Raw genomic sequence first — 12,349 nt, 5'->3', positions numbered from 1 at the left:
CTGGAGAATCGTCATGCTTCGCATTCTTATCGGTGCCGAGACCTTCCCACCGGATGTCAACGGGGCGGCCAGGTTTGCCGGCCGGCTGGCCGAGGGGCTGGCCGGACGGGGACACGAGGTGCACGTGGTCGCCCCATCGCCCGACGGCCCCGCCCGCACACAGATCATCGGCGGCGTCACCGTGCACCGGGTGGCCTCGCGCCGATACCCGTCGCTCGACGCGTTGCGCGTCTGCCTGCCGTGGGTCGCGGCTCGCACGGTCGAGACCGTCATCGCCGACATCCACCCCGACGTCGTACACACCAACGGGCACCTGGTGCTCGGCCGGGCGGTGGTCAACGGGGCCCGCCGCTCGCGGCTGCCGTTGATCGCCACCAACCACCTGATGCCGGAGAACATCGTCGGCTACCTGCCGTTGCCGCGGATGATGCACGCCTCGGTCGGCCGGCGGCTGTGGCGGGATCTGGGCGCGGTGTACCGGCGTGCCGACGTGGTGACCGCACCGACCCCGAGGGCGGTCGAACTGCTGACCACGCGCGCCGGGCTGGTCGGGGCTCATGCGGTGTCGAACGGTATCGATATCGAACACCATCAGCCGCGGGTGCACCGTCACACCGACCGGCCGACGATGCTGTTCGTCGGCAGATTGGACGCCGAGAAGCGGGTCGAGGAGCTGATTCTCGGCCTTGCCGGGCTGCCGGTCGCGCTGGGGGCTCGCCTCGAGGTGGTCGGTGACGGCCCCCAACGGGCGGCGCTGACCCAGCTGGCCGAGCGGACGGGAGTCGCGCACCGCGTTGCGTTTCGGGGGCGGGTGAGCGATGAGCAGTTGCTGCGCGCCTACTCCCGCGCCGATGTCTTCTGCATGCCCAGCATCGCCGAATTGCAGAGCCTCGCAACCCTCGAGGCGATGGCCTCGGGCCTGCCGGTGGTCGCGGCGGACGCGATGGCGCTGCCCCATCTGGTCGAACAGGGCGTCACCGGCTTCCTGTACGAGCCCGGCAATATCGACGATCTGGTGACACCGCTGGCGCTGCTGCTCGGCGACACCGACCTGCGTGCCCGGCTCGGGGCGACGGCGCGCCGCAGCGCAGGGCGCCACGCATTCTCCGCGACGCTGGACACCTTCGAGGACTTCTACCTCGAGCAGTTGGGCCGCGGTCGCGCGCCGGTGCCGGACGGTCTGACCGCCTGAGCGCTCAGCGTCGGCCGCGGTCTGCCAGTCGGACCAGCAGATCCGACAGCACCGCGGCCGACCTGCTCCAGGTGAAGGTTTCCGATTGTCGGCGAGCGGCGGCCGATCGGCGCGTCCACTCGTCGCGGTCGCTCAATCTCTCGATCGCCGCGGCGAACCCCTCGGCGTCATCCGGATTGACAAAATATGCCGCTTCACCGCCGATTTCGCGGAAGACCGGGATATCGCTGACCACCACCGGGGCGCCGAGCGCCATCGCCTCGACCAGCGGAATCCCGAAGCCCTCGTCGCGGGAGGCGGTCACCAATGCGGTCGCGCGGCCCAACAGCTCCCGATAGACCGCGTCGGTGGCGCCGTTGTGGAAGACCAACCGCGCGCCCCCGCCCACCTCGCCCCCGCCGAGCTTCCCCCCGGCGATCTCCCGCAGCCGTGCCTCTTCCGCGGCGGTGATGCGGCTCATCAGATGCAGCTCGTGGTCGGGCAGCAGGCGTGCCGCCCGCACGAGGGTGTCGACGTTCTTGTACGGCATGAACGAGCCCATATACACCAGCACGCCCGGGCCGTCCGGTCGGGCGGCCGGGATAGCAGCGTCGCCCGGCACCGATACCGGCATAGCCGGGATAGCAGGGCCGCTCGGGGCTTCCGCCGGAACAGGGCCGCGGGGGCCGGGGATGTCCGCGTGCGCGACCAACGCCGGACTCGGCGCGTTGTAGACGACGGTGACGTCGCGCCGGGTCAACCGATTGCGACGGATCAGGTCGGCGGTGGTCTGCGAGACGGTGACGACGTGGTCCGCCCGATTGAGCAGCAGGCGTTGCGGCCACCAGCTCAGGTGGGCGGCGCGCCACAGCAGCCGAACCGGCTCGGGCAGGTCCGCGGGCGGGGTGCGATGTCGGTAGTAGATGAGGTCGTGCAGGGTCAACACCAGGGGATAGGTGCGGCCCCACCCACCCATCGTCTGCATCGGACTGAACACCACATCCGGTGCGAGCGCGCGCACCTGCCGCGCGACGAAGGGCTCCCGCCAGCTGGTCGGCGCACTGATGCGATGCCACGGAAGATCGGGTAGCTGATGCAACTGCCGCTCGTCGCTGATCAGCATCTCGATCGGATGCAGGCGCGCGAGTTCGGTGACCAGTTCGGCGGTGAACCGGCTGATGCCGTCGTGCTGCTCGGGCCGCACGTAGCGGCAGTCGATCAGCGCCCTCATTCGGACATCGGCTTCGGCGCGAGCCCCGACAGCGGTGCGGCACCGCCGCGACCGGATGCCGGCGCGGCGCCACCGGCGGCGGTGCCCAGGGTGGCCGACAGGCCGGCTCGGCCGGCCGCGTGATGGATGACCGCGGCGACCCGTTCCGGGGCCTCGTAATGCAGCAGATGGCCGACGCCGTCGACCAGGGTCAGCTCGGCGTCCTCGAAGAGCGCGGCCGTTCGGTGCAGCTCGGCGATCGGTGCGAGCCGGTCGATGCGCCCGGCGATCAGTCGGGTCGGCACGTCGATCCGCTCGGCGTACGCGTCGACCGAGCCGCCGGCCGCGGCGTCGTAGGCCTCGAGGAGCATGTCCCGGCTGGCGAAGGACGAGAAGTGCCGGCGGTGCTCGCGGTGAATCCAGCGGCGGACCGCCGGGTCCGGGGTGGTCAGGGTGAGGGTCGTGCTGACCCGGGTGACCAGCGGATGCCGCAGCAACCGGTCGCCGAGCCGCTCCGGCAGGCGACCGGCCCATCGATGAAAGCCGTCGGCCCAGACCGTCGCGGACCGCGGCTGGACCCGTCGGACGGGCGCCGGGATCGGACTGATCAGAACGACCCCGACGACCGCGTCCATCGGTGCGGTCGCGGCCGTGGCGGCGGCGATCACCGAGCCGAAGGAATGCCCGACGAGCACCACATCGCCGGCTCGCGTGTAGACGTCGAGCACCTCCCGCGCCCACCGCGCGTACCCGAGCACCGAGTGGTCCCCGGTTCGCAGCGGCTCCGACGCGCCGAAACCGGGCAGGTCGGGAATCACGATGCGATAGTTCGGCAGGAACGCGGCCGGCAGCTCGAGTCCGTGATGGTCGCCGCGGAAGCCGTGCAGCATCAGCACGGTCGGGCCGGCGCCGGCGGGACCGTAGCTCCAGACGTGCGTCGCGGCCGAGGTCAGGGGGAGAACCTCGTGGCCGGAGCCGGAGCGGACCATCGCCAACGCGTCCAGGCGACGCTCGAGCGTTCCGTGTGGATCGGGTGGTGTCATCGGGTCGGCTCCGGGCTGCGTTGGATGGTCGGGTCGCTCGGGGGATCCACCGCCACACCGAGCCAGATCGCCTCGGGCACCGAGGCCACGCCGGTGGCCGCCGGCACGACGATCGTGTCGCCGGGGACGACGAGCCCGACCGGGATGCTGGTCTCGAGCATGATCCCGAGCCCGGCGAGCACCGCCCGCCACATCGGATCCACCGATTGCACGGATTCGAGAATCCAGTTGAACAGCTCGGTCACGTGGCCTCACAGACGTCGGTCGCCGGGTACTCACCCAGTCAACGCGAACGACACGCCCGAGTCGTCGGCCCAACGTCTAGATCGGACCTACCACGAACGCAGCAGCCGTCTCGGGGTTCCAGGCGTCGGCGGTATCGCCGACGTCTGTTCGGCGGCTACGCCACGCCCGCCGGTTCGGAGGCGCGGCGGCCGAGCGTTCCGTCGGTCGGCGAGATGTACCGGGCCCGCCCGGCGGCCCACAACATGGCGGTGGCGGCGGTCGCGGCCGCGGCGCCGGCCACGTGCAGGACGACCAGCGCGGCGGGCACGTCGGTGAAGTACTGCACGATGCCGACAAAACCCTGTGCGATCACGATGCCGATCACCCACCAGGCGCGGCGCAGAACGAAGCCGGGCGCGCGGACCGCGAGCAGCCCGCAGACCACGCCGACCAGCAGCGCCAGGTAGGCGACCATGAACTGGGAGTGCGCGTGCACCAGCGTCACGATCTCCATCTCGAGGCGCGGAACGGTGCGATCGGCGCTCTTGTCGCCGGCGTGCGGCCCCGCTCCGGTGACCATCGTGCCGACGATCAGGGTGCCGACCAGCGCCAACGAGGACAGCACGATCAGCGCCCGCAGCGGTCCGGGGATCGTCTCGGTGACCGGTACGTCGTCGTCCTCGCGGACCTTGACGTACAACACGCCGGCCCACCAGACCATCACCATCGACACCAACAGGTGCACCGCGACCGTCCACCACAGCAGTCCGCTGAGCACGGTCAGACCGCCGAGGACCGCTTGCAGAACGGTGCCCGCCGGCATCAGCCAGGCGTAGACGCGCACCTCGCGGCGGCGCCGGGCGCGGGTCACGGCGATCACGATCGCCGCGGCGGCCAGCACGACCACGCCGGTGAGCAGGCGATTGCCGAACTCGACCGCCTGGTGCAGCACCGGCACCTCGGACACGCCGATCGGGGTGAAGCTTCCGGGGAAGCACTGCGGCCAGGTGGGGCAGCCGAGGCCGGACGCCGTGACGCGGACGGTCGCCCCGGTGACCGAGATCCCGGCCTGGGTGAACAGCGTCAGCGCGGCCAGCAGGCTCTGCGTGCGCACGCTCGGATTCGGAAACCGGTCGACGAGCGAGAGAAACACGCGATACAGCACGCAAGCATGCTAGTCGGTGGTCAACGACAGGCTGTAGTGGGCCCGGTGCGCACCGGGGCGGGCGCGCTCAGACGAAGCGGAAGTACCGCACCGCGGCGACCCCGGAGAGCAACCCCCAGACCACCAGCACCAGGATCGGCAGCGCGCTCAGCGTCCCGCCGACCACCTCGGTCAGCGCGATCGCCAGAGCGCCGGGCGGGGTGAACTCGATCAGGGTGTGCACCGCCGCGGGCACCGCATCGCGGGCGTAGACCAGCCCGCAGATGCCGGCGAAGACGAACCAGATCACGTTGGCCAGCGCCAGGATCACCTCGGCCTTGAGGGTGCCGCCCAGCAACAGGCCCAGCGTGCTGAAGGTGATGGTGCCCAGCGCGATGACCACCGCGCCCAACGCCAGACCGGCGATGCTCGGCCGCCAGCCGAGCGCGGCGCCGATCGCGCCGAGCACGATCGCCTGGAGGGTGACCACGCAGAGCACCGCGGCGGACTTGCCGGCGATGATGCCCCAGCGCGGCAGCGGGGTCGCGCCGAGACGTTTGAGCGCCCCGTAGCGGCGGTCGAAGCCAACGGCGATCGCCTGGCCGGTGAAGGCGGTCGACATCACCGCGATCGCCACGATCGCCGGTACCAGGGTCGCCAGTCGTTCGGCGCGGTCGCCGCCACCGATCGGCAGCAGCGCCAGTCCGATCAGCAGGGTCACCGGGATCAGCAGGGTCAGCAGCAACTGCTCGCCATTGCGCAGCAGCAGCGTCAGTTCGAGCCGGGACTGCGCCAGCAGCATCTTCACCCGGGACGCGGGACGCGGATCGGGGCGGAAGGTGCCGGGCGGGAAGGTCGAGGCGGTGCCCCGGTGGCCGATGGACTTCGATCCGCGGACGGCGGGATCGAAGGCGCCGCGAGCGGAGGTCATCCGCGCAACTCCCGTCCGGTCAGTTCGAGGAAGACGTCCTCGAGGCTGCGCTGCTCGACCCGCAGGTCGGTGGCGAGCACATTGTGTCGGGCACACCAGGACGTCACGGTGGCGACGACCTGGGGGTCGATCGTTCCCTCGACCAGGTACTGGCCGGCGTAGACCTCGGTGGGCTTGTACCCCTCGGGCAGCGCGTCGACCAGCAGGTCGAGCGACAGGCCGGCCGGGGCGGTGAAGCGCAGTTGGCCCTCGGCGCCGCGGGATGTCAGCTCCTTCGGCGATCCGGACGCGACGACGCGGCCGTTGTCGAGGATGACCACGCGGTCGGCGAGCTGTTCCGCCTCGTCCATCGCGTGGGTGGTCAGCAGCACGCTGACCCCGTCCCGGCGCAGCGCGTCGATCAGCTCCCACACCAGGTGTTTGGCCTGGGCGTCGAGGCCGGCGGTCGGCTCGTCGAGGAAGACCAGTTCCGGACGGCCCACCAGCGCGCAGGCCAGCGCGAGGCGCTGTTGCTGACCGCCCGAGAGGCGCCGATAGGGCACCCGGGCGGCGGCGGTCAGCCCGAGCTGATCGAGCAACCACGCGGGGTCGACCGGATCGGCGGCGTAGGAGGCGACCAGCGACAGCATCTCCCCGGCGCGGGAGCCCGGATAGGCTCCGCCACCCTGCAGCATCACGCCGATGCGGGCCCGCAGTGCGTCGGTCCGGACCATCGGGTCGAGACCGAGGACGCGGATCTCGCCGCTGTCCGGTGCCGCGAAGCCCTCGCACATCTCGACGGTCGTCGTCTTGCCGGCGCCGTTGGGGCCGAGCAGGGCGAGCACTTCGCCGCGCGGCAGATCGAAGCTCACCCCGTCGACGGCGCGGCGGTCACCGAAGGTGCGAACGACCGAGCGCAGCGAGACGGCGCAGTCGGTACCGGTGGGGTCGGCATAGCCGCGGCTGACCGGGTGGGCATCGTCTCGCGACGACAGATCAGGACCGTGGCTCACGTGACGAGGGTATGCGCAGGTCGGTCGAGCCGGGGCGGCCAGGGGTCGCTTCGCCGTCGGGTGACGCGTCCGAGTCGTCGTCGCGTAGCGCCGTCGACGTGCCGTGTCGGCGTCGGGATGTGCCGAACGGGAGCGACGGCCAGGGCAGTAGCCGGCGGGTCGACAGCGCGATGATCGCGACGGTGGCGATGCACGCCAGCGCGGCCTGCACGATGACGAAGGGTGGATACTCGCCGCCGTTCGGCATCAGGATCATCCCGACGATCGCGGACACGGCGATCGTCGGGATGCGGAACATCGGGCGGGTCGCCCAGGCGGCGAGCGGCATGACCGCCCAGAGCAGATACCAGGGCTGGACGACCGGGAAGAGCAGCACCACGAAGCCGAGGCTGACGCCGAGGGCGCCGACCGGATCGAGCCGGCCGACCAGCACCGCCATCAACATCCGGATCACGATGAAGCCGGCGATCGCGGCGGCGATCGGGCGCGTCAACGACAGCACGGCGGTCGTATGGTCGCCGAGGCCGAGCAGCACCCCGCCCTGGCCGGCGGCCAGGCCGAGCAGCGTCGGCAACGACATCCAACTGCGCACGGCGTTGGCGGTGCCGAGGGTGCCCGTCCAGCCGATGCCGAGCCCGCTGGCCAGGCTGACCCCGAGCATCACCGTGCCGGCGATCGTCGCGAGCGCCACAGCGCTCAGGATCAGGTCGCGCAGCGATCCACCGAGTTTGCGGGCGAGCGCGACGCCGACGAATCCCAGGGTGAGCAGCGACGGGATCTTGATCGCCGCGGACAGGGAGATCACCGCTGCGCCCGCGACCAGCAGCGCGATCGTGCCCGGTGTCCACGGCCCCGCTCGCCCGCCGGGACCACTCCCGGCCGGACCGACGCGGTCGAGGGCGCGCAGGCACAGTTCCATGCCGGTCAGTGCCAGCCCGAGCATGAGCGCCTCGTTGTGGATGCCGGCCACCAGATGCAGGATCACCAGCGGATTTGCCGCGCCCAACCACAGCGCGCTGACCGCCGAGACCCCGCAGCGGCGGGCGAGCCGGGGGAGGGCCCAGACCGCGAGGGCGACCCCGCAGAGCGCCAGCAGCCGATGCAGCAGAACGCCGGCGATGATGTTGTCCCCGACGACGCGCCCGATGCCTTCGCCGAGCCAGACGAACAGCGGACCGTAGGGCGCGGGCGTCTCGCGCCAGATCGTCGGGACGGTGCGCGTCAGAACGTTGTCGACGCCGAGCGCGCCGGCGGGCCCGATCGCGTACGGGTCGAGGCCGCGCACCGCGATCTCGCTCTGCGCGAGATAGGAGTAGACGTCCTTGCTGAACATCGGCGGTACGAAGATCAGCGGCGTCACCCAGAGGATGAACGTGTGGTGGAACTGCCGCACGGTCAGGCGGTGGCGCGGACGGCCGTCCGCCTCGGTGCCGACGGTGAAGCGGCCGAGCATCAACCAGGCGATCACCAGCAGCGCGGTACCGGTGATCGCGACGGCGAGCGAGACGGTCGGCATCCGGGCGGGCAGGCCGAGGACACGCAGGCCCTGCACCGGGTTCTGCAGCACCGGAAGCGCGCCGGCGCCGAGGGCGGCGATGCCCATCAGGATCGTTCCGGTCGCTCCGAGGCGGCGGATGCGGCGCAGCAGGGCGGCGTCGTAGCCCGTCGTCGACGGGACGTCCGGTTCGACGGAGTGCAGGACCTCGACACCGTGGGTGGGTCGGTCCGGGCGCAGTGGTTCGAGGCCGATCAGGCTGCGCAGCCTGTGTCGCCATCCGGACGAGGCGACGGCGGGTTGCCGTTCGTGCTCGGTGCCCGGAACCGAACTGGTCGACATTGGGCGAGCCTAGCCCGGCGGCCCACCGGCGCCGTCGCTCGACCGGGTCCCGGATGTGATCGACGCAACTGTGCTGGTGGGCGGGGTGCTGCGTGCGGGGTCGAGTGAGGGCACCCTTGCTGGAACCGTCCCGGTAATTCCGTCACACTTATGTTGTGAAAATCGTCGAGGAGCATGGCGCCGCGTCGTCCGGGTCACCGGTCGACGCGATCGACGGTGCCTCGACGGAGTCCGGGACCCGCGCCGCGGTGCTGCGATCGCTGCTCGAAGGCGGTCCGGTCACGGCCGGTGAATTGGCCGATCGGCTCGGTCTGAGTGCCGCCGGGGTGCGTCGTCACCTCGAAGCGCTGCTCGAGGCGGAGCAGATCGAGGTCGTTCCCGCCGGTCCGGCTCGCGCCTCGCGCAGCCGCGGCCGTCCGGCCAAGGCCTTCCGGATCAGCGATTCCGGCCGCGAGCGCTTCTCGCACAGCTACGGCGAACTGGCGTCCGCGGCGATCGACCATATCGCGCAGATCGCCGGTCCGGACGCGGTGGCCGAGTTCGCCCGCAAGCGAGCCCGCGACATGGTCGCCGAGGTGGCGGCCAACCAGCCGGCCCCGAGCGGCGAACAGGTGATCGCCAAGGCGCACGAACTGGCCGACGCGCTGCGTTCGGACGGCTTCGTCACCACCGTGCGGCCGGTGATCGGACCGGGGACCGACGGTGAGGTGCACGGCGTGCAGATCTGCCAGCACCACTGCCCGATCGCCTCGGTGGCGGGCCACCACCCCGAATTCTGCGACGCCGAAGCCGAGGAGTTCTCCCGGATCGTCGGTACCCACGTGCAGCGGCTGGCCACCATCGCCAACGGCGACAGCGTCTGCACCACCCACATCCCGTTCCCGTCCCTGCCTGCGGACGACAAGGGACACGGGAAGAAAGACGAGTCCTCGTCGGTTGATACCGATGGGGTCCGTGCGGCAGGCGTGGCGTTCGACGCCCAGCCGGAGGTCACCTCGGAGACCTCGTCCGCATCCGATGCACCCGGTGCCCAGCCCGTACCGGTCACAGTTACCACGTTCGAGAAGGGGCACGAATGACGATCACACCCGAGCAGCTGGACAGCTCGAGCTCGGCTCCCGCCGCGGTCGCACCTCCGCTGACGCAGGAGGAGACGATCGCCGCGCTCGGCCACTACGGATACGGATGGTCCGACTCGGACGTCGCCGGTGCGAGCGCTCAGCGCGGTCTGTCGGAGGCGGTGGTCCGGGACATCTCCGGCAAGAAGAGCGAGCCCGAGTGGATGCTTCGCGCCCGGCTGCGCGCGCTGAAGACCTTCGACCGCAAGCCGATGCCCACCTGGGGCTCCGATCTGTCCTCGATCGACTTCGAGAACATCAAGTACTTCGTGCGTTCCACCGAGAAGCAGGCCACCTCGTGGGAGGAACTGCCGGAGGACATCAAGAACACCTACGACCGGCTCGGCATCCCGGAGGCGGAGAAGCAGCGCCTGGTCGCCGGTGTCGCCGCGCAGTACGAGTCCGAGGTGGTCTACCACCAGATCCGTGAGGACCTCGAGGAGAAGGGTGTCATCTTCCTCGACACCGACAGCGGCCTCAAGGAGCACCCGGAGCTGTTCCAGGAGTACTTCGGTTCGGTGATCCCCGCCGGCGACAACAAGTTCTCCGCGCTGAATACCGCCGTGTGGTCGGGCGGCTCCTTCATCTACGTGCCGCCGGGCGTGCACGTCGACATCCCGCTGCAGGCCTACTTCCGGATCAACACCGAGAACATGGGCCAGTTCGAGCGGACCCTGATCATCGTCGACGAGGGCGCCTATGTGCACTACGTCGAAGGCTGCACCGCGCCGATCTACAAGACCGACTCGCTGCACTCCGCGGTCGTCGAGATCATCGTGAAGAAGGGCGGCCGCTGCCGCTACACCACGATCCAGAACTGGTCGAACAACGTCTACAACCTGGTGACCAAGCGCGCCAAGGCCGAAGCCGGCGCCACCATGGAGTGGATCGACGGCAACATCGGCTCCAAGGTCACCATGAAGTACCCGGCGGTGTGGATGACCGGCGAGCACGCCAAGGGCGAGGTGCTCTCGGTCGCCTTCGCCGGCCCGGACCAGCACCAGGACACCGGTTCCAAGATGCTGCACCTCGCGCCGCACACCTCGAGCAATATCGTCTCGAAGTCGGTGGCCCGCGGCGGTGGTCGCGCGTCCTACCGCGGCCTGATCCAGATCAACAAGGGCGCCCACGGTTCCCGTTCCACGGTCAAGTGTGACGCCCTGCTGGTCGACCAGATCAGCCGCTCGGACACCTACCCGTACGTCGACATCCGCGAGGACGACGTGACGATGGGCCACGAGGCGACCGTCTCGAAGGTCAGCGACGATCAGCTCTTCTACCTGATGAGCCGCGGCCTGACCGAGGATGAGGCCATGGCGATGGTCGTGCGCGGCTTCGTCGAGCCGATCGCCAAGGAACTGCCCATGGAATACGCCCTCGAGCTCAATCGCCTGATCGAACTGCAGATGGAAGGAGCGGTGGGCTAGTGGCCGCCGGAGAAACGGGAGTGGTCGGCGCCGTCGCCGGCGAGAACGTCAAGGCAGGCGCCGTCGATCTCGGTGCGAACAAGGGCGAGGTCTTCGCCTCCTTCGACGTCGACGCGTTCGAGGTGCCGACCAGCCGGGACGAGGCGTGGCGCTTCACCCCGCTGCGGCGCCTGCGCGGACTGCACGACGGCACCGCGGTCGCCGACGGGCAGCTGTCCGTCGCCGTGGCCGGTGACGGGGTCACCGTCGAGACGGTCGGCCGCGACGATGCGCGCCTCGGCACCGCCGGCGCGCCCACCGATCGGGTCGCGGCCGCCGCCTACAGCGGCTTCACGCAGGCGTCGGTGATCGGCGTGCCCGCCGATGTCGAACTCGCCGAACCGATCACCGTCACGGTGACCGGCCCGGGCGTCGACCACACCGCCTTCGGTCACACCCACGTCGCCTTCGGCACGCATTCGTCCGGGACGATCGTCTTCGATCAGGTCGGCTCCGGCGCGATCGCCGAGAATCTCGAAGTGGTGGTCGGCGACGGTGCCCGCGCGACGATCGTGCTGGTGCAGGGCTGGGAGCAGGACACCGTCCACGTTGCCGCGCACCGTATTCGGGTCGGCCGCGACGCCACCGTTCGCTATATCAGCGTCAGCCTGGGCGGCGAGTTGGTCCGGCTGAGCCCGACGGTCATTTACGACGGCCCCGGCGGCGACGCCGAGCTGTCCGGCCTCTACTTCGCCGACGACGGCCAGCACCTCGAGCAGCGTCTGCTGGTCGACCACGAGGCCCCGAACTGCCGCTCGCGGATCCTGTACAAGGGTGCGCTGCAGGGTGATCCGCAGTCGGATCTGCCGGACGCGCATACGGTGTGGATCGGCGACGTCGTCATCCGCGCGAGCGCCGAGGGCACCGATACCTTCGAGCTCAACCGCAACCTGGTGCTCACCGATGGGGCGCGCGCCGACTCGGTGCCGAACCTCGAGATCGAGACCGGCGAGATCGTCGGCGCCGGACACGCCAGTGCCACCGGGCGTTTCGATGACGAGCAGCTGTTCTACCTCGCCGCGCGCGGTATCCCCGAGGACGTCGCCCGCCGGCTGGTCGTGCGCGGCTTCTTCCAGGAGATCCTGCAGAAGATTCCGGCCGAGTCGGTCCGCAGCCGCCTCGAGGACGCGATCGAGATCGAGCTCGCGCTCACCGGCTCCTGAGCCGATCTTCCCTCAACTTCCTTCTTCCAACGCTTTCGAAAGGTCAACC

At 70.3% G+C, this 12,349-nt stretch carries 11 protein-coding genes; 4 read left to right on the top strand and 7 right to left on the bottom strand.

All coding sequences use genetic code 11. The features are described 5' to 3' along the window. The first annotated feature begins 13 nt into the window (after window positions 1–13). Window positions 14–1,192: a glycosyltransferase gene (locus MB1_RS03405; RefSeq protein ID WP_066903701.1), complete on the top strand. Its 1,179-nt coding sequence runs from the start codon at window positions 14–16 to the stop codon at window positions 1,190–1,192. Between the two features lie 4 nt (window positions 1,193–1,196). Here MB1_RS03405 and MB1_RS03400 read toward each other — a convergent pair whose 3' ends face one another. The 7 genes from MB1_RS03400 to mptB form a co-directional block, all read right to left on the bottom strand. Then, the gene (locus MB1_RS03400) at window positions 1,197–2,402 is read right to left on the bottom strand and encodes a glycosyltransferase family 4 protein (protein ID WP_066903699.1); all 1,206 of its coding nucleotides are present in this window, start codon (window positions 2,400–2,402) and stop codon (window positions 1,197–1,199) included. Further along, window positions 2,399–3,424: an alpha/beta fold hydrolase gene (locus tag MB1_RS03395; protein WP_066903697.1), complete on the bottom strand. Its 1,026-nt coding sequence runs from the start codon at window positions 3,422–3,424 to the stop codon at window positions 2,399–2,401. The genes MB1_RS03400 and MB1_RS03395 overlap by 4 nt, the downstream gene beginning before the upstream one ends. Beyond that, complete coding sequence (locus MB1_RS03390) at window positions 3,421–3,669, bottom strand: hypothetical protein (RefSeq protein ID WP_066903695.1); 249 nt, start codon at window positions 3,667–3,669, stop codon at window positions 3,421–3,423. Before MB1_RS03390 ends, MB1_RS03395 begins: the two co-directional genes overlap by 4 nt. A 155-nt stretch (window positions 3,670–3,824) precedes the next feature. Beyond that, the gene (locus MB1_RS03385; protein WP_066903693.1) at window positions 3,825–4,814 is read right to left on the bottom strand and encodes a COX15/CtaA family protein; all 990 of its coding nucleotides are present in this window, start codon (window positions 4,812–4,814) and stop codon (window positions 3,825–3,827) included. A 67-nt stretch (window positions 4,815–4,881) separates the two neighbouring features. After that, window positions 4,882–5,724, bottom strand: coding sequence for an ABC transporter permease (locus MB1_RS03380; protein ID WP_066903691.1), 843 nt, complete (start codon window positions 5,722–5,724; stop codon window positions 4,882–4,884). Then, window positions 5,721–6,623 carry an ABC transporter ATP-binding protein gene (locus MB1_RS03375; RefSeq protein ID WP_066904163.1) on the bottom strand — a complete coding sequence of 301 codons (903 nt, stop codon included), beginning with the start codon at window positions 6,621–6,623 and terminating at the stop codon, window positions 5,721–5,723. Before MB1_RS03375 ends, MB1_RS03380 begins: the two co-directional genes overlap by 4 nt. A gap of 76 nt (window positions 6,624–6,699) precedes the next feature. Beyond that, window positions 6,700–8,553, bottom strand: coding sequence for a polyprenol phosphomannose-dependent alpha 1,6 mannosyltransferase MptB (gene mptB, locus MB1_RS03370; protein WP_066903689.1), 1,854 nt, complete (start codon window positions 8,551–8,553; stop codon window positions 6,700–6,702). A 155-nt stretch (window positions 8,554–8,708) separates the two neighbouring features. On the opposite strand from mptB, the gene MB1_RS03365 reads away from it, so the two are divergent. From MB1_RS03365 to sufD, 3 genes are read left to right on the top strand one after another with little or no spacing between them, the layout of a single operon-like run. Further along, on the top strand, window positions 8,709–9,632 hold the full coding sequence (locus MB1_RS03365; RefSeq protein WP_084350758.1) for a helix-turn-helix transcriptional regulator: 924 nt from the start codon (window positions 8,709–8,711) through the stop codon (window positions 9,630–9,632). Beyond that, entirely contained in the window at window positions 9,629–11,098 is a 1,470-nt protein-coding gene (sufB, locus tag MB1_RS03360) for a Fe-S cluster assembly protein SufB (RefSeq protein ID WP_066903687.1), read from the top strand. The genes MB1_RS03365 and sufB overlap by 4 nt, the downstream gene beginning before the upstream one ends. Next, window positions 11,098–12,300 carry a Fe-S cluster assembly protein SufD gene (gene sufD / locus MB1_RS03355; RefSeq protein WP_066903685.1) on the top strand — a complete coding sequence of 401 codons (1,203 nt, stop codon included), beginning with the start codon at window positions 11,098–11,100 and terminating at the stop codon, window positions 12,298–12,300. The genes sufB and sufD overlap by 1 nt, the downstream gene beginning before the upstream one ends. Window positions 12,301–12,349: the final 49 nt, after the last annotated feature.

The sequence above is a fragment of the Millisia brevis NBRC 105863 genome, assembly GCF_001552615.1.
Lineage (GTDB): Bacteria > Actinomycetota > Actinomycetes > Mycobacteriales > Mycobacteriaceae > Millisia > Millisia brevis.
This window is presented reverse-complemented; position numbering and strand designations above follow the sequence as displayed.